The 17663-nt window shown below is 74.0% G+C and carries 15 protein-coding genes; 3 read left to right on the plus strand and 12 right to left on the minus strand.

What is annotated here, in order from left to right:
- Position 1: 1 nt before the first annotated feature.
- Entirely contained in the window at positions 2–829 is an 828-nt protein-coding gene (locus H6H00_RS15010; protein WP_185721853.1) for a sugar phosphate nucleotidyltransferase, read from the minus strand.
- 168 nt (positions 830–997) lie between these two features.
- Here H6H00_RS15010 and H6H00_RS15015 point away from each other — a divergent pair, with 168 nt between their 5' ends.
- On the plus strand, positions 998–2281 hold the full coding sequence (locus H6H00_RS15015; RefSeq protein ID WP_185721854.1) for a class I SAM-dependent methyltransferase: 1284 nt from the start codon (positions 998–1000) through the stop codon (positions 2279–2281).
- On the opposite strand, the gene H6H00_RS15020 is transcribed toward H6H00_RS15015, so the two are convergent.
- From H6H00_RS15020 to H6H00_RS15035, 4 genes are all read right to left on the minus strand, one after another.
- Positions 2221–3402 (minus strand): asparagine synthase C-terminal domain-containing protein, encoded by a 1182-nt coding sequence (locus H6H00_RS15020; RefSeq protein WP_255425767.1) that lies wholly within the window; start codon positions 3400–3402, stop codon positions 2221–2223. The genes H6H00_RS15015 and H6H00_RS15020 overlap by 61 nt on opposite strands.
- A 62-nt stretch (positions 3403–3464) precedes the next feature.
- Complete coding sequence (locus H6H00_RS15025) at positions 3465–3605, minus strand: lasso RiPP family leader peptide-containing protein (RefSeq protein ID WP_185721855.1); 141 nt, start codon at positions 3603–3605, stop codon at positions 3465–3467.
- 3 nt (positions 3606–3608) lie between these two features.
- Positions 3609–4679, minus strand: coding sequence for a hypothetical protein (locus H6H00_RS15030; RefSeq protein ID WP_185721856.1), 1071 nt, complete (start codon positions 4677–4679; stop codon positions 3609–3611).
- A 1-nt stretch (position 4680) separates the two neighbouring features.
- Positions 4681–5100, minus strand: coding sequence for a lasso peptide biosynthesis B2 protein (locus H6H00_RS15035; RefSeq protein ID WP_185721857.1), 420 nt, complete (start codon positions 5098–5100; stop codon positions 4681–4683).
- A gap of 869 nt (positions 5101–5969) precedes the next feature.
- On the opposite strand from H6H00_RS15035, the gene H6H00_RS15040 reads away from it, so the two are divergent.
- Complete coding sequence (locus H6H00_RS15040) at positions 5970–7481, plus strand: sugar transferase (RefSeq protein ID WP_185721858.1); 1512 nt, start codon at positions 5970–5972, stop codon at positions 7479–7481.
- A 4-nt stretch (positions 7482–7485) separates the two neighbouring features.
- Here the strand turns inward: H6H00_RS15040 and H6H00_RS15045 are convergent, their stop codons facing one another.
- Positions 7486–8811: a UDP-glucose dehydrogenase family protein gene (locus H6H00_RS15045; RefSeq protein WP_185721859.1), complete on the minus strand. Its 1326-nt coding sequence runs from the start codon at positions 8809–8811 to the stop codon at positions 7486–7488.
- Between the two features lie 187 nt (positions 8812–8998).
- Here H6H00_RS15045 and H6H00_RS15050 point away from each other — a divergent pair, with 187 nt between their 5' ends.
- A complete protein-coding gene (locus H6H00_RS15050; RefSeq protein ID WP_185721860.1) occupies positions 8999–10213 on the plus strand; it encodes a glycosyl hydrolase in 1215 nt (404 codons plus the stop codon).
- A gap of 12 nt (positions 10214–10225) precedes the next feature.
- Here the strand turns inward: H6H00_RS15050 and H6H00_RS15055 are convergent, their stop codons facing one another.
- From H6H00_RS15055 to H6H00_RS15080, 6 genes are all read right to left on the minus strand, one after another.
- Positions 10226–11371: a DegT/DnrJ/EryC1/StrS family aminotransferase gene (locus H6H00_RS15055; protein WP_185721861.1), complete on the minus strand. Its 1146-nt coding sequence runs from the start codon at positions 11369–11371 to the stop codon at positions 10226–10228.
- Positions 11368–12342, minus strand: a complete 975-nt coding sequence (locus tag H6H00_RS15060; RefSeq protein ID WP_185721862.1) for a hypothetical protein — start codon at positions 12340–12342, stop codon at positions 11368–11370. Before H6H00_RS15060 ends, H6H00_RS15055 begins: the two co-directional genes overlap by 4 nt.
- On the minus strand, positions 12339–13244 hold the full coding sequence (rfbA, locus tag H6H00_RS15065) for a glucose-1-phosphate thymidylyltransferase RfbA (RefSeq protein WP_185721863.1): 906 nt from the start codon (positions 13242–13244) through the stop codon (positions 12339–12341). The genes H6H00_RS15060 and rfbA overlap by 4 nt, the downstream gene beginning before the upstream one ends.
- Positions 13241–14308 (minus strand): NAD-dependent epimerase/dehydratase family protein, encoded by a 1068-nt coding sequence (locus tag H6H00_RS15070; protein ID WP_185721864.1) that lies wholly within the window; start codon positions 14306–14308, stop codon positions 13241–13243. The genes rfbA and H6H00_RS15070 overlap by 4 nt, the downstream gene beginning before the upstream one ends.
- A gap of 97 nt (positions 14309–14405) precedes the next feature.
- Entirely contained in the window at positions 14406–16112 is a 1707-nt protein-coding gene (locus H6H00_RS15075) for a hypothetical protein (RefSeq protein ID WP_185721865.1), read from the minus strand.
- Complete coding sequence (locus tag H6H00_RS15080) at positions 16105–17625, minus strand: P-loop NTPase family protein (protein ID WP_185721866.1); 1521 nt, start codon at positions 17623–17625, stop codon at positions 16105–16107. Before H6H00_RS15080 ends, H6H00_RS15075 begins: the two co-directional genes overlap by 8 nt.
- Positions 17626–17663 lie beyond the last annotated feature (38 nt).

Raw genomic sequence — 17663 nt, forward strand, 5'->3', positions numbered from 1 at the left:
CTCAGCGGTACACCGGCACGGGGAGCGCGGTGGGCACGGCGTCGACCGGCGCACCGGACTCCTGCTCCCACAGCATCCACGGCCGGTCGCCGCTGCGGTACGCGACCTCCAGGGCGTTGCGCTCCTTGACGGTGTCGGCGGGCTGCCAGAAGCCCCGGTGCCGGTAGGCCAGCATCCGGCCCTCCGCCGCGAGCACCGCGCAGCCGTCCGCGACGAGGTCGCCACCCGGCGGGAGGTAGTCGAAGATCTCCGGGCGCAGCACGAAGTAGCCGCCGTTCTCCCACAGCGGCAGCTGCTGCAGGGTGCTGATCGCGGTGATGTGGTCGTCGGGCGAGAGGTCGACGCAGTGGAACGCCGACTGCGGCGGCACGGCCAGCAGGGCGCCCACCGCCTCGCTCGCCTTGAACCGGTCGACCATGTCGCCCAGTGGCAGGTCGGTGAGGACGTCGGCGTAGTTGGCCAGGAACATCTCCTCGCCCGCGACGTGCTCGCGGACGCGGCGCAGCCGCTCGCCGATCGGGGAGTCCAGGCCGGTGTGGGCGAAGGTGATCGTCCAGTCCTGGATGTCGGACCCCAGCATCTCGACCCGGCCGCCGTGCAGCCGGAAGTCGTTCGACGCCGTCTCGGAGTAGTGCAGGAAGTAGTCCTTGATGTGCTCCGCGCCGTAGCCGAGGCACAGCACGAAGTCGGTGTGCCCGAAGTGGGCGTAGTAGCGCATGACGTGCCAGATCAGGGGCCGCGGGCCGACGGTGTGCATCGGCTTCGGCAGGTCGGAGGACCCGTCGCGCATCCGCATCCCGTATCCCCCGCAGAAGAGGACGACCTTCATGGCGCACACCTCGTCTCGTCCGACCCGGACTCTGCGACAGGACTCGGCGGGCCGGGGTGGCGCGTTACCCGGCCGGAGGAGGTAACGCCACGTCACCGTCCTCCGAGTTCGTCGGCACCTGTTCGCACGCACTCCCCGCGCGTGCGGCGTCGACCTCCAGGAGGAGCCGTGACGGCGACTCTCAGCGAGCCCGGTCAGGACGTCTCGTCGGTCGCCCCGGCCGCCCGGTCCTGCCGGTTGTGCGGTTCCCCCGAGCTGCGCAGCTTCCTCGACCTCGGCGCCACGCCGCCGTGCGAGCTCTTCCTCACCGCCGAGGCGGCGGGCGGGGCCGAGGTGACCTACCCCCTGCACGTCATGGTCTGCGGCAGCTGCCTGCTCGTGCAGCTGCCGCCGCTGATCACCCCCGAGGAGACGTTCACCGAGTACGCGTACTTCTCCTCCTTCTCGACGTCGTGGGTCCGGCACGCGGCGGAGTTCGTCGACGGGGCGGTCGAGCGGCTCGGCCTGGACGGCGACTCGTTCGTCGTCGAGGTCGCGAGCAACGACGGGTACCTGCTGCAGCACCTGGTGCCGCGGGGCGTCCGCTGCCTGGGCATCGAGCCGTCCGCCAACGTCGGCGACGCGGCCCGCGAGCGCGGGGTCCCGACGCTGACCGCGTTCCTGACCCCGGTGACGGGGGAGCGGGTCCGGGCCCAGCACGGCCCGGCCGACCTGGTCGTGGCCAACAACGTCTACGCGCACATCCCCGACGTGCTGGGCTTCACCCACGGCCTGCGGGCGCTCGTCGCCGACGACGGGTGGGTCTCGATCGAGGTGCAGCACCTGCTGACGCTGGTGCAGCGCACGCAGTTCGACACCGTCTACCACGAGCACTTCCAGTACTACACGCTGCTCACCGGGCAGCGGGCGCTGGCCGCGGGCGGTCTCACCCTCGTCGACGTCGAGCTGCTCGACACCCACGGCGGGTCGATCCGCATGTGGGCCCGGCCGGCCGCGGCCGTGGGGCCGGGCGCGGAGTCCGAGCGCGTCCGCGAGGTGCTCGCCGCGGAGGCCGCGGCGGGCCTGCACGGGGTCACGGGCTACGACGGGTTCGCCACGGCCGTGTCCCGGGTGCGCGACGACCTCGTCGAGTTCCTCATCGACGCGCGCCGGCAGGGCCGGACCGTCGTGGGGTACGGGGCGCCGGGCAAGGGCAACACGCTGCTCAACTTCTGCGGCATCCGCCCCGACCTGCTGCCCTACACCGTCGACCGCAACCCCTACAAGCACGGGCGGCTGACGCCGGGCACCCGGATCCCGGTCTGCCCGCCGGAGCGCATCGCCGAGGACCGCCCCGACTACGTCCTCGTGCTGCCCTGGAACCTCCGCGAGGAGATCGTCGAGCAGCTGTCCTACGTGCGGGAGTGGGGCGGCAGGCTGGTCTTCCCGATCCCCTCGCTGGAGATCGTCTGAGCGGCCAGCCAGGCCTGGTGCAGCAGCGCCATCGACGGCGCGTGCGGCAGGGGTGAGAGCCAGTTCTCCCGCAGCGCCCCGGGGTCGACGAGATCGGTGTCGACCCCGGCGCCGTCCCAGCCCGTCGCGAACTCCCGCGTGTGACCGGCGAAGACGGCGCGGTTGAAGGTGGCCTTCGTCCGGCGCTCGAGCACGGCGCGCGGGAGCAGGTCGTCGAACAGGTGGCGCATCGTCGTGGTGCGACCGGTCCAGCCCCAGAACCCGGCCTCCTCGGCCGTCGCGGCGACGAACGCGGGGTCCAGGAACGGCTGGCCGTAGGCGACGCCGATCTCGTCGCCCAGCGCGCACAGCGTCTCCTGGCCGATCCGGGAGCCGCGGTGGGTGGCGAGCTGCCAGGTCTGGCGCCCGGCGTGCAGCGCCATCGCGGCGTCGCCCTCGGCGCACCGGAGGCGGACCTCCCGCCAGGCGGGCTCGCGCAGCCACGGGGGCCGATAGCACTCGCGCAGCGCCGTCCGGCGCCGGAGCGGGCGGGGGGCCAGCGACCGTGCGACGAGCGGGACGAGCCTGGGGTCGGCGCGGGTGCGCGTGTGCAGCAGCTTGGTCAGCGCCGTGACCCGCTTGACGCCGAACACCTCGTCGCCACCCTCGCCGGTGAGCAGCGACCCGCCGCGCGCGTGGTCCATCATCCGCCAGGTGGGGGCGACGTTCGGCGGCCAGATCCGGCCGTGCCGGCGCAGCAGCGGGGCCGCGACCGGGCCCACGGCGTCGTGCTCGTCGTGCACGACGACGCGCACGCGCTCGGTGACCGCGAGGTGGTCGAGCACCTGCCGCTGCCAGTCCGCCTCGTCGGCGTCGGGGGAGTCGGGGTAGGTCAGGGTGATCGCGACGGGCTGCGGCAGCCCCTCGCGCCGGGCGGCGGTGACGGCGGCGGCGAGCAGCGCCGAGGAGTCGCGCCCCCCGGAGAAGGCGACGAGGCAGGGCGGGCGGGACAGGTGGTCGAGCAGGAGCGCGTCGAGCACCTCCCGGGGCCGTGCTCCCGGCGGGTCGGGCAGGGGCACCGGGTCGCCGGCCGCGAGCCAGCCGCAGGCGATCTCCAGCGGGGTCATCCGGTAGAAGGTCACGGCGTGTCCTCACGGCCGAGCGGGGCCGGCGGACGGGCCGCCGGCCCCGCGATCCGGGTGCATCAGGAGTGGACGGGGCTGCCGCCGAACGGGACGTCGATCCCGAAGATCGAGTCCTGCTGGGCCGTGAAGCGGAAACCCTGGGTCTCCTCCCGGACGGATCCGAGCAGCTCGATCGCCGGGGGTTCGTAGGGCTGGCGCATGTGTCACCTCCTCCGGCGCGTCGTCGGGACGGGGAGTGGGACGCGGTCCCCGCGAGGGGGACTCGGATCCGCGGCCGGGCCCGTTACGTCCGGTTCCGGCCCCCCGTTCTCGGTCCTGTGTGCGCCACGGACGGTCCCGGCCAGCCCGGCCAGCCCGGCCAGCACGTCCGGGCGGAACGGCGGCCCCCACGGGATCGACGCCTCGTGGACGGGGACGCGCTCGGCGAGGTCGGCCAGCGCCTGGAACTCCGCGGCGGCGGTCCCGGGCTCCCGCCAGCCGACGACGCGCGGGAACCGCACGAGCCGCAGGAGGGCCTCGGCCGTCGACAGCCGCCGCACGGTGACCCGCTCGACCGTGCGGCTGGGCAGCGGCACGACGCACGCGGCCAGGGCCAGCGGGCGGGTCCCCGGGGTCGGGGCGGTCACCGCGAGCCGGCCGTCCGCGGTCTCCCGGCCGGTCCCGGCGGCGAGCTCGCGGGCGGCGGGGCGCAGCCGGACCTCGCTGCTGCCCGGATGGACCAGCACGGTGCCGTCCCGCACCGGCTCGGCGCGCAGCACGTCGTCGGAGACCAGGCCGTGCCCGGCCCGGCACAGCGCCGCGGTGAGCGTCGACTTGCCCATCCCCGACGCCCCGACGAACGCCAGCGCCCGGCCGTCCACCTCGACGGCCCCGGCGTGCAGCACGAGCGCGCGGCGGAGCTTGAGGTGCACCGCGACCAGTGCCCCCGCGGCCAGCACCGGGACCAGGCCGGGATCGGCGCCGGGGTGCATGCGGACGGTGACGTCCGCGAGCCCCGCGTCCCCGACGAACTCGCAGAGACCGGGGTAGCGCAGAACGACGGCGTCGGCGCTGCGCGTGAAGCAGTAGAACCGCCCGCCGTCGGGCCGCCCCAGCGCCGCGAGCACCTGCCCGGGCGGGTCGGTGTCCGGCACCGGGCGCTCGGCGCCGACCCGCAGCACGAGGTCGGGCCCGGGGCCGGGTCCGGGGCCGGGCCCGGGACCGGCGGGCGGCAGCGGGAGCACGGCCGCGCTGCGGATGTCCAGGCCGTGCGCCCGGTAGCGGTGGGTGCCCACGTCAGCCCCCCACCGGACCGAGCACGGCGAACGCCGGGGCGGCCGGGTCGAGGGCCCGCCCGTCGACCTCCAGCCAGGAGTGGGCCGAGAACCGCCCGTCGACGCGGCGCACGCCGATCCGCAGCACCGGGCGCAGCGCGCGCAGGCGGTGGCCGGTGAGCAGGCACCGCCGCAGGCAGGTGTCCCCGGCCGGCCAGTGCCCGACGACGAGCCCGCAGGCGAGGACGACGCGGCGGGTCCGGCGCGGCAGCACGGCGGGCCCGGAGGCGGCCGGGTCCGCGCCCGAGAGGTCGAGGGCGACCCCGAGCCGTCGGCAGGTGGTCGGGAGGTCGCTGGTCCGCAGCAGCACCTCGATCGCGACCATCGGACCCACCGCGAGGAGGACCTCCAGGGCCCCCAGCGCCCACCTGCGGGCCGTCATCGGCGCGTCCACCCGTCCACCGGCACCTCCGGCCGTCCGCCCGGCGGGCCGGACGGCCCCCGTGGCCGAGTGGACTCGCCCACCGGCGCGGCCGCGTTACCCCGGCTGCCACCGGGCGTGTGCACCCGACCGCGCAGCGGCAGCGAGGCCCGGTCCCCGCCGCACGTCCCCCGCGGGCGTCCGGTCGGCGCGTCGGGCGCGCCGGTCGGCGAGAGCGGGGCAACCTCCCGCGTTCCCGACGGCATGCTGACGCCCGGTCACGGACGGGACACACGACGGCGTCGGGAGCGGACATGGCGGTGCTCGGCTGGGTGATGGGCCTGGGGACGTTGTGGATCGTGTGCGCGTGCACGGTCGGTCTCGTCCTCGGAGGGGTGATCCTGCGCTCCGGGGTGGTGCGGGTCGTGCCCGTCTCCCGGCGGCCCGTCCCCCCGGCCGCGGCCGACCTCGTTCCGTCACCGCGCACCCCCTCCCTCCCGCGGCGCGAGCCGCGCCTCGGCTCGCCCGCATCGACCGTCCGGCGGGCCGCTGACGCGCCTGGGCGTCGGAAGTCGCACAGCGGGTGAACCGAAGTACTGCCTCCGTGCGTACTAATGCGGTGACGAAGCGTCGAGAAGATCCGTAGGGTCACGGAAGGTGCGACCCGATCGGGTGATCATCGTCGCCAACGGGTGGACACACCCTTCCGTGTCGGCGTGTCGTCTCGACCTGGGGATCCGTACTCACGGGGCCCGGATCGGGCTATCGATGTGAGCCAGGTCACGTAACAGTGCGCCACCTCCTGCGTTGAGTAGGTGGGGGACTTTTCAGGGGCCGTGTCAGGCGCGCCGGAGTTCGTACGCGACGACGCGGATCACTGCAAGGAGGATGTGTTGAGCAGCGAGGTCGGGACCGGTCCACTTCCGGTCGTCGGGGAACCGCGGGTCGTCCGGGGTGACCTCGGGAGCGGGCACGGCCAGCCGGCCGTCGAGGCTCCGCGCACGTCGTGGGAGGGGCGCTACACCGCCCTCGTGGTACTGGCGGACGTGCTGGTCGTCGGCGTGCTGACGCTGCTGGGCGGCTGGATCAGCTCGGCGCACCTGGGCGTGCCCGCCATGCCGAACGCCTGGGGCCTCGCCGGCATCGCCGGCCTGCTCACGCTGGTCAGCCTGTGGGTCTGGCGGGCCTGGGAGCCCCGGACCCTCGGCCAGGGCTCGGAGGAGTTCAGCTCCGTCCTGCGCGGCACCATCACCAGCCTGGTCCTGCTCGGCCTGTTCGGCCTCGCGTTCGAGCTTAGCTCCGTGCGTCCGTGGGCGTTCGCCTTCATCCCGGTGATCGGCCTGGCCGTCGCCGCCACCCGCTACCTCATGCGCCGCGCGCTGCACCGCCGCCGGTTCACCGGTCAGTGCATGCACCGCGTGCTCGCCGTCGGCACCCCGCAGTCGATCGCGGAGCTCGTCGTCCGCACCCGGGACAACCCCCACTTCGGCTGGGAGGTCGCGGGGGCGTGCACCGCGAGCGGCCGCGGCCTCGGCGGTGACACCACGATCGCCGGCGTCCCCGTCGTGGGCGACCTCGAGGCGCTGCACCGCGTAGTCGAGGCCGGGCACTACCGGGTCGTCGCCGTCACGCCGACGCCCGACTGGTCGCCGCGGCGCCTGCAGCGCCTGTCCTGGGAGTTCGAGAACTCGCCGGCCGAGATCGTCGTCGACCCGGGCCTGCTCGAGGTCGCCGGGCCGCGCCTGCACGTCAAGCCGGTCGACGGCCTGCCGCTGCTGCGCCTCACCGAGCCGCGCTTCAGCGGCATCGCCAAGGTCATGAAGGGCTGCTTCGACCGCTTCTGCGCGGTCCTGCTGCTGGTCATGCTGCTGCCGCTGCTGCTCGGGGTGGCCGTCGCGGTCAAGCTCGACGGCGGGCCGGTGTTCTTCCGCCAGATTCGCGTCGGGCGCCACGGCGAGACGTTCCGGATGGTCAAGTTCCGGTCGATGGTCGTGGACGCGGAGAAGCTGCGCGCCGACCTGGTCACCATGAACGAGGGCGCGGGGCCGCTGTTCAAGATGCGCCGCGACCCGCGGGTGACCGCGGTCGGGCAGTGGCTGCGCCGCTACTCCCTCGACGAGCTCCCGCAGCTGTTCAACGTGCTCGGCGGGTCGATGTCGCTGGTCGGGCCGCGCCCGCCGCTGCCGGCGGAGGTCGAGGGCTACTCCACCGAGACCCACCGGCGCCTGCACGTGCGCCCCGGTCTGACCGGGCTGTGGCAGGTCAGCGGGCGCAGTGACCTGTCGTGGGACGAGTCGATCCGGCTCGACCTGCGCTACGTGGAGAACTGGTCCCTGGCGCTGGACGCGCTGATCCTGTGGAAGACCGTCGGGGCCGTGCTCCGCGGCGACGGCGCCTACTGACCCGTCAGCGCCGGGCCGGCCGCCCCAGCGGGTGGCAGGTGAACCCGGCGCGGCGCAGCACGTCCGGGTCGAGCAGGTTGCGGGTGTCCACGACGATCGGGCGCGCGGTGAGCCCGGCGAGCGCGGCCCAGTCCAGCGTGCGGAACTGCGGCCACTCGGTGAGCAGCACCAGCGCCTCGACGTCCTTCGCCGCCTCCGCAGCCGACCCCACCAGCTCGATGCCGTCGAGCCCGGGGTCGGTGCGGCCCGGCGGCACGGCCGGGTCGTAGGCCACCAGCTCCGCGCCCGCCTGGCGCAGCAGCGCGGCCACGGCGAGCGCGGGGGACTCGCGCACGTCGTCGGTTCCCGCCTTGAAGGTGAGCCCGAGCAGGCCGATCCGGCAGTGCGACAGCGATCCCCGGCGGGTGCCGGTCACCGCCAGCCGCACCTTGTCGACCATGCGCCTGCGCTGGCGGACGTTCGTGTCGATGGCCGCGCGGACGATCCGGAACTCGAAGTCGGCCGCATCGGCCGACTCCAGCAGGGCGTGGGTGTCCTTGGGCAGCGTGGCGCCGCCCCAGCCCGGGCCGGGGGACAGGAAGGCCTGCCCGATGCGGCGGTCGTGCCCGATGCCCTCGGTGACGTCGCGGACGTCGGCGCCGACGCGCTCGCACAGCTCGGCCAGCGCGTTGACGTAGCTCACCTTCAGCGCCAGGAACGCGTTCGCCGCGTACTTGACCAGTTCCGCGCTCGCCGCGTCCGTCAGCACCGTCGGGGCGCCCAGGCGCGCGTACAGCGCGGCCACCCGCTCCGCGGCGTCCTGCTCGTCGCACCCGACCACGATCCGGTCCGGGTGCCGGAAGTCGTGCACCGCGCTGCCCTCGCGCAGGAACTCCGGGTTGCTGACGACCGGCACGTCCGAGCGGCCCAGCAGCTCCCGCACCCGCACCGACGTGCCCACCGGCACCGTCGACTTGGTGACGAGCACGCAGCCGGGGGCCAGGTGCGGGGCCATCTCCCCGACCGCCGTGGCCACCGCGTCCAGGTCGGCGACCCCGCCGACGCCGACCGGCGTCGGGACGCAGAGGATCACGACCTCGGCGGCGCCGCGCGGGGACGCCAGCGCGGCCGTGGTGCTCGTGGCGAACGCGAGGCGGCCCGCGGCGAGCCCCTCGTCGACGAGCTCCGGCAGGTCGGGCTCGGGCAGGTCGACCTCGCCCGCCCGCAGGCGCGCGACCCGCTGCGGGTCGGGGTCGACGCACGTCACGTGGTGGCCGAGCGCGGCGAGGCAGGCGCCGGTGGTGAGGCCGACGTACCCGGCCCCGACGACGGTGATGCGGCGGGCGAACACGCGACGACGGTACTGCGTACGGCCCATCCTTTCGTCGACGCTCCCCGCACGCTCGGCGCAGATCGCGATGTGCCGCCGAGTGACCCGGGCCGTCACGCTTTCGGGTGATAGGTTCGCCCCCGGTCATGCCCCCGCCGGGTACGCTCCCCCGCTCCGCCCGGCGCGAACCGTCACGAGGACTCCCCACATGCGCGCTCCCGAGGCACCCCCGATCGAGCCGAGGCACCGCCGCGCCGCCGCACCGGCGCCGCGGCGCGGCATCGGCGGGCGCTGGCTGCCCGTGGGGGTGGTGCTGGCGGTCGCGATGGTCTGCGCCGGCGTGTACGTCGTCGACCAGCTGACGGTCCCCGAGCAGGTCGCCGAGCCCGACCTGCTCTCGCTCATCCCCCCGACGCCCGACGTGCCGCCGGTGCTGGCCGCGCCCGCCGCCGTAGACAGCGCGCCGAGCTCGGAGCCCGCGGCCACCGGTGCGGCGGAGCCCACCGAGGAGGCCGGGGAGGCCGAGGAGCCCGCCGCGACGAGCCCCACCCGTCGCCGCTCCACCGGCACCGCGCCCGGCGGCCTGCCGTGGCGCTCCGGCCTGGTGATCGGCACGCAGTCCGAGGTCGACCGGTGGGAGAGCTACCGCGGCCGCAGCATCGACGTCGTGCACGGGTTCACCGAGCGCGGCTCGTGGGAGGGCATCGAGTCGGCGAGCTGGATCCTCTCGGCGTGGGCCGATTCGCCGCACGCGATCGTCATCTCCCAGCCGTTCTGGCCGGAGGGCTCCGGGGGCAGCCTGTCCGAGTGCGCGGGCGGCGCCTACAACGCCAACTGGGCCCGCTACGGCGAGGCGCTCAGCGCGGCCGGGCGCACCGACGCCTACACCCGCCTGGCCTGGGAGTTCAACGGCGACTGGTTCGAGTGGAGCGCCACCGACGTCGGCGCCTGGAAGCAGTGCTACCGCCAGGTCGTGCAGTCGGTCCGGTCCACCGCCCCCGGCGCGCGGTTCGAGTGGAACATGAACGCCCACGGCTCCCAGACCTCCGACGGCGACGCCTGGAAGTCCTACCCGGGCGACGACGTCGTCGACGTGGTCGGCATCGACCCCTACGACCACTACCCGGCGTCCCCGACCGCGGCCGCGTTCGACGAGCAGTGCGGGGCCAACGAAGGGCTCTGCACCGTCATCGACTTCGCGCGGGCCCACGGCAAGGGCGTCGGCGTCACCGAGTGGGGCATCATCAACTCCGGGATCGGCGACAACCCGGTCTACATGGAGAAGATGTACGAGACGTTCCTGGCCGGCGCCGACGTCATGGAGTACGAGACGTACTTCAACGAGGACAACTTCTCCACCACGCTCGACCAGGGCTCGAACCCGCAGTCGTCCGAGGTCTACCGCCGCCTCTGGGGCGGCTGACCCCTCCGGGGGTCAGGAGGCGGTCTTGACCGTCTCCAGGACCACGTCGACGACCCGGCTGCGCTCGGCGTCGCTGAGGTCGTTGGCCATCGGGAGGGCCAGCGCGCCCGCGGCGAGGGCGTCGGAGACCGGGAGGTCGTTCTCCAGCAGCGCGCCCGCGTAGGCGGGGTGGCGGTGCAGCGGGCGCTCGTAGTACGCCGTGATGCCCACCTTCGCCGCCCGCCCCGCGGCCAGCAGGGCCTCGCGGGTCGCCGGGTCGGGGGCCTGCAGGTAGCCGGCCTGCCAGGTGCCGCCGGCCGCCCCGGTCTGGAACCGGAAGCCCGCGGGCTCCAGGTGCAGCCGGTAGTACTCGGCGGTGGCGCGGCGGGAGGCGAGGACGCCCGCGTAGGTGTCGAGGACCGTCAGCGCGGTGGCCGCGTGCAGCTCGTCCATCTTCGCGTTGATGCCGGGCAGCGACGCGACCCGGCCCTCGGCGAAGCCGAACTGGCGGATGCCGTCGAACAGCCGGGCCAGCTCGGGGTCGCGCGTGGTGACCATCCCGGCCTCGCCGACGCCGAACGGCTTGGTGGCGTGGAAGGAGAAGACGTGGGTGTGCGCGCCCGTGCCGGTGCGCGCACCCGTGGAGTCGACGGCGCCGAACGCCGCCGCCGTGTCGACGACCAGCGGGACGCCCGCCGCGGCGCACGCGGCCGCCCAGCGGTCCTGCAGGCCGGCCGGGGGAGGGGTGCCGAAGGTGTGGGTGGCGAGCACCGCGGCGACGTCGTCGCCGTGCTCGGCGAGCGCGCGCTCCAGCGCGGCGGGGTCGATCTGCCAGCTCTCCGGGTCGACGTCGACGAACAGCGGCCGGTACCCCAGCGCCTCGACGGACCCGGCGGTGGCGACGAACGTGTAGGACGGTGTGATCACCAGGCCGCGTCCGCGGGTGCCCGCGTGGTGCGTGGCCCCGAGCACCGCGACGATGATCCCGCTGGTGGCGTTGTTGACCGGGATGCAGGTGACGCCGTCGAGGTAGTCGGACAGCCGCTCGCGCAGCAGTCGCTCGCAGGGCCCGCCGTTGGAGTAGAAGCGGGCCTGCTCGGCGAGCGTGAAGTACCGCTGCACCTCGGTGAGCGGGGGCAGCTGCGGGCGCAGGAACGGGACCGCGGGTGCCTCGGTCACGAGGTCCCCCCCGCGGCCGACGGGATCACCACGGGGATGCCGTGGTCGTTGCCCCACTCCGCGGTCTCGGTCGCGACGGCCGCCCAGTCGATCTTCTGGGTGCGGGCGCTCAGCGCCCGCGGGGGGTCGTCGGGGGCCTCCATGTGGATGATCAGCTCCGGGTCGCTGCCGAGCAGCGCGCGCCGGCGCTGCGGGCTGCGCACCGACAGCGGGATCGACGCCACGCGCAGCGCGCCGCGCACGTACGACTTGGGCCACAGGGCGGGCGGGACCTCGCGGAAGGGCAGGAAGTCGCGGCGCAGGTGCTTCGCGGAGAACGGGGCGAGACCCTGGATCGCCTTGCAGGTCGCGCTGTCCCAGGCCCCGCCGGTGAGCGAGAAGTGGCGCAGCAGCCGGACGTCCTCGTTGAGGGCCCGGCGGGTGATGCCGAAGGTGCTGGTGGTGGACGCGGCGCGGTACCAGGCCACCTCGCCGACCTCGACGACCTGACCCGTGCCCTCGGCGGCGGGCTCCGGCCGGATGACGGCCTTGCGCCGGCTGCGCGCGACGTCGATGGCCCGCGCGCCATAGAGGGTGAAGTAGTCGGCGTCCGGCAGCGCGGCCGAGCCGGCGACGAGCTGGCGCAGGGCGTCGGGGACGTAGAGGTAGTCGTCCTCGGCGAGCCAGATGAGGTCGTTCGGGTCACCGGAGCGCGCGTTCTCGTCGGCCAGCATCTCGCGGTAGGAGTTGGTGTCGCTGCCGCCCTTGCGGACCGACACCACCTCGCCGAAGCGCTCCATCACGCTCAGGCGCTCCTGGGGCATGTGCCCGTCGTTGATGAAGACCAGCTCCGGTGCGACGTCGAGCGCGTCGGCGGCCCGCAGCAGCGCGGCGAGGGCCAGCAGCTTGCTGTAGTAGGGCGGGCGCGGCTTGGTGTTGTCGCCGCCGTAGGAGCGGTGCAGGACCCGCAGCGGGCGGGGGGTGGTCGTCATCGTCCTCCGTTCGGGACGGCGCCCAGCGAGGTCGCGACGTCCATCACGTACTTGCCGTAAGCCGACTTCGCGAGCTGTGCGCCGAGTGCGTAGCAGGCGTCCGCGTCGATGTAGCCCATGCGCAGGGCGACCTCCTCCAGGCAGGCCACGCGGATGCCCTGCCGGTGCTCGAGGACCTGCATGTACTGCCCCGCGCCGAGGAGCGCGTCGTGCGTGCCGGTGTCGAGCCAGGCGAAGCCGCGGCCCAGGTCGACCAGGCGGGCGCGGCCCTGCTCCAGGTAGACGCGGTTGACGTCGGTGATCTCGAGCTCGCCGCGGTCGGACGGCTTGAGGTCCTTCGCGATCTCGCAGACCCGGTCGTCGTAGAAGTACAGCCCGGTGATCGCGCGGTTGGAGCGCGGCTGCGCCGGCTTCTCCTCCAGCGAGATCAGCCGGCCGTGCTCGTCGGCCTCGCCGACGCCGTAGTTCTCCGGGTCGCGCACGGGGTAGCCGAACAGCACGCACCCGTCGGCGTCGGGGCCGATGCCGCCGATGCACTCGTGCAGCAGGTCGGAGAAGTTCGAGCCGTGGAACAGGTTGTCGCCGAGCACGAGCGCCGAGGTGTCGTCGCCGACGTGGTCGGCGCCGATCACGAACGCCTCGGCGAGCCCGTTGGGCTCGGCCTGCTCGGCGTAGGTGATGTTCATGCCGTACCGGGTGCCGTCGCCGAGGAGGCGCTGGAAACCGGGCAGGTCGTGCGGGGTGCTGATCAGCAGCACGTCGCGGATGCCGGCCAGCATCAGCACCGACAGGGGGTGGTAGACCATCGGCGTGTCGTAGACGGGCAGGAGCTGCTTGGACACCGCGAGCGTCAGCGGGTGCAGCCGGGTGCCGCTGCCCCCGGCGAGGATGATGCCCTTCACGAGTCGCCGAGCACCTTCTCGCCCAGCATCTTCTCGACGCCCTCGATGTCGAGGATCCCGCCGCCGAGCTCCACGTCCTTGATGATCCGGTGCCAGCGGACGAGGTCCTTGTACCAGGACAGGGTGATCGTCTTCTCGGTCTGCTCGAGCGTGCCGTTCTCCAGCTTCTCGGCGATCTCGCGGGCCCCGTCGCGGGCCGTCAGCTCGGCCTTCCAGCCCAGGCTCTCGATCTTGTCGAACGCGACCTGGTACGAGCGGTGGTCGGCGTCGCCGTACCACTCGATGGTGGGCCGGTTCGCCATGCTGTCGGCGACCTCCTCGGCCAGCGGGCCGAGCTGGTAGTTGTTGGCCTCGGAGCCGACGTTGAAGATCTCGCCGTTGACGCGCTCGACGGGCGCGGTGAGCATGAAGATCTGGGCGCGTGCGGCGTCGCGCACGTGCACCATCGGCCGCCACTGGCTGCCGTCGCGCATCAGCGGCAGCACGCCGTTCTTCCAGGCGCCGTAGGTCATGCCGTTGATCGCGAGGTCGAAGCGCATCCGCGGGCTGTAGCCGTAGACGGTGGCCTGGCGGAGCACGACGACGCAGAACTCGTCGGACGCGAGCGCCAGCACGCCGTGCTCGGCCCGCTCGTTGGCCTTGGCGTACGTCGTGAGCGGGTTGGTGGGCTGCGTCTCGCTGCAGATCACCCCGGGCTCCTGGAAGCCGTAGATGCTGCACGAGGACGGCAGCACGTACCGCTGAACCCCCGCCTCGCGCGCCAGGCGGGCGCAGCGCACGCGGGCCTGCTCGTTGATCTGGTAGGTGGCGTCCTGGAAGAGCTCGCCGCTCGGGTCGTTGGAGATCGCCACCAGGTCGATCACCATGTCGACCCCGTCGAGGTGACCGGGCTCCAGCAGCCGGGCGTCGGTCTTGACGACCTCGAGGTTCTCGTGCGGGGCGAGCACGTCGTCGCCGAAGAACAGGCGGTCGACGGCCCGTACCGCGTATCCGTGCTCGAGCAGCATCGGGACCAGCGTGGTGCCGATGTACCCCGCCGCTCCGGTGACGAGGACGCGTTGCATGCGGCTCTGCCTTCCTTCAGGACTGTCCGGTTCGGGCCCCGACACTCTCTCATCGGGCCCGATCGGGCCCGCACCCGGCACTCGGCCGGGTACGCACCTAACGCCGCGGAGTCGAACGGTGCCCGTCGGTGACGGGCGGTGCGCCGGCGGGGGGAGCGGGACGCCGCACCACCGGCACGGCCATCGTCCGGTCGGGTGCGTTGTCGAAGGCGGCGAGTCGCGGCCCCGGGACGCCCGCGACGGGCCCCGGTGGCAGCAGTCGCCGCTCGACGGGGGCCACGGCGGAGCTCAGCCGCACGCGCCTGCCCGCGATCTCGCCCGCGCGGGCGGCGGCGAACAGTCCGGTGAGCAGCCAGCACAGGTACACCGTCTGGGGTTGCAGCAGGCTCCCGGACAGCACGAAGTACACCGTGGCGGCCATCAACCCCAGCGTGGGCGACGGGACGTTGCGCAGCAGCACCGTCAGGATGAACGTGAGGAACACCAGCGCGGTGGGGACGCCGTACTCGCCGATGAACTTCGGCAGGGCCGGGTAGTTGACCAGCAGCCCGGTGGGGTTGAAGAACTGCACGTCGCTGTCGACGGTGCCGGCCCCGCGCCCGACCAGGAACACGCTCTCGTCGCGGCCGATCGCGTCGGCGATGACGACGTAGGGCGCGACGAACCGCGCGTTGCCGCTGGACCCGCTCGTGGAGCTCTCGCCGGTGCGCTCGGCGAGCAGCGCCCCGACCGGGGTGAGGCTGACCGCCAGCCCGACGAGGAACGCGGCGGTGAGCGCGCGGGCGGTCCACCGGCCGCCGCGCCGGATGGCGAGCACGACCAGGCCGACGCCGAGCAGCGCGATGCCGGTGCCGGACACGGTGGCGAGCAGCGCACCGCCGAACAGGGCGAGCCTGCCCCAGCGCTTCCCGTCGACCATCAGCTGGATGATGATCGCGATCGCCAGGAACTGGGACGCGAAGCTCGGCTCCAGGAAGACGAAGCCGTTGGCCTTGAGGATCGGCGACCCGTAGTAGATCGGGTACGTGGTGTTGTACTCGGTGAAGATCAGCTGCGGGGGCAGGTAGGTGTCGAACAGGTCGGTGTAGCTGATCCCCGCCAGCTGCACCGCCGTCTGAAGCAGGCAGAAGACCGCCCCGACGATCATGATCCGTTGGAAGAACTCGAGCACCCGGGGGAACTGGTCGCGCAGCCGGTCGGACACCCGGAAGCACAGCGGGATGTAGAGGACCAGCAGCAGCAGCAGCGAGGTGAACGACGGCGCCGGGCCGGACCCCGCGGACACGATCACCGTGCACAGCAGCGACGCGGCCACCGCGGCCAGGTAGAGCGCGACGCGCGTGACGTCGGCGACCAGCTGGCCGCGCGCGGCGAGGCCGACCAGCACGACGAACGCGATCGGCAGGGCGATCGAGACGACGGTGCCGGGCACGACGAACCGCTGGAACAGCGTGATCGTGACGATCAGCAGGTAGACCGACGCCAGGGGGACCCGCTCGGCGATGCGGCTGATCCGCCGGGGGACGGCGGGCGGGGACCCGGGGCGCCGGTGCGGGGTGCGCAGGGACTGGGTGCGCTGGGACCCGGCGCGCAGCGCCTGGGTGCGCAGGGACTGTGTGCCCTGGTTCTGTGTGCCCTGGTTCTGGGTGCCCTGGGTCGGGGTGTGCAGCGCCTGCGCGTGCGGTGACCGGGTGCGCGCCGGCTGGGCGCGCGGCCCGGCCGCGCGCGGGTTGACGACGGGCAGCAGCTGGGTGCGCCCGTCGTCGACCGGCCCGTCCGGGTCGCCGAACCGCCCGTCAGGCACGCGCGCGGTCCTCCTCGACGACCATGTCGCTCTCGTACGCGGTCTCCCGCCCGCTGGAGCGGGTGTCGTCGCGCAGGCGGCGGCGCGGGGCGCGGACCAGCACGTAGCCGATCGCGGAGATCCCGGCGATGCCGATGCGGCGGCCCATCTCCTGGGCGTCGTCGACGGAGGTGTCCTCGTCGAGGACCAGCACGACGCCGTCGACGCCGCGGCCGAGCGCGAGGCCCAGCGAGCGCTCGGTGAGCGGCGGGCCGTCGACGAGGTTGAGCACGGAGCTCTCGCGCAGCCGCTCCATCGCCGCGCGCAGCACCTGCGGCCGGGCCGCGGCGCTCGTCGGGGTGGGCGACCAGTCGCTCAGCGGGACGACGCCGAGCTCGGCCTTCGCGACGCGCCAGGTGCGCAGCGACGCGCTGATCGGGGTGGCCAGGTTGGCCAGGCCCTCCAGGCCGCGGCCGGGGCTGACGTCGGTGAGCGAGGAGATGCCGCGCTCCTTGCCGCCGCCGTCGACCAGCACGACCGGGCGGCCCTCGCGGGCGGCGGCCAGCGACACCGAGACCGTGAGCGCGGTGGTGGAGAGGTGGTTCTGCCAGCTCAGGAACAGCACGCTGGGGCGCCGGATGCCCTCCAGGCGCACGTCGATCGCGGTGAGCACGTCGTTGGCCGCGCGGAACCGGTCGGATGAGGAGTCGGCGTTGACCAGGTCGGAGATGGCGCGCGACCCCGGCGCCGGGTACCGCGACAGCAGCGGGGCGCCGAGCATGAGGTCGAGGTCGGCGACCGACGCGGTGCCCGCCTTGCGCTGGTCGCGCAGCAGGTTGACGCCGGTGACGAGGAACAGCCCGATCAGGCCGCCGATCAGCGCGTTCTGCAGCGGCAGCGGCGCCGAGGCGGTCTCGGGGAGGATCGCGGGCTCGATCGCGGAGACGCCGTCGCCGTAGGCCGCGGCGCGCAGCCGGATGGCCTGCTCGGTGGCCCCGTCGGCGGCCGCGGCGGCCGCCCCGGCCCCGGTGGGGGCGTTCGCCGAGATCGCGGCGACGGCCTCGTCGGCCTCGGTGGTGACCCGCTGCCCCGCGACGGTGCGGTAGGAGTTGGCGACGGCGTCGGCGATGGCCTGGGCCTGCTCGGCGGCGGGCGCGACCGCGGTGATCGTGACGTCGCTGGTCTCGCTGCCGGCCACCGCGGTGACGCTCTCGCGGACGTCCTCGATCGGGACGGCCACGGCGTCGGCCGCGGGCTGCAGCACATCGGTGGTGAGGACGAGCGCGGCCTGGTTGGCGACGAACCGGACGGCGTCGTCACCGCCGCCCGCCGCGTCCGGGCTGAACGGCCCGGTGGCCTCGAAGAAGATCATCGACCGGGCGGTGTACTCGGTGGGCAGGAACTGCGAGCCGACGTAGCCGACCACGGCACCCACGACGAGCCCCGCGGCGATCGCGACGGCGTGGGTGCGGACCGTCGCCAGTACCCCCGATCTCGTGCGCTCGGAGGTGGAGTCGAGCGGGACGTCGGGCACAGGTGGCTCCTTCGGGCGTGACGGACCCGGCGCCGGGG

The sequence above is a fragment of the Pseudonocardia petroleophila genome (assembly GCF_014235185.1).
GTDB lineage: Bacteria > Actinomycetota > Actinomycetes > Mycobacteriales > Pseudonocardiaceae > Pseudonocardia > Pseudonocardia petroleophila.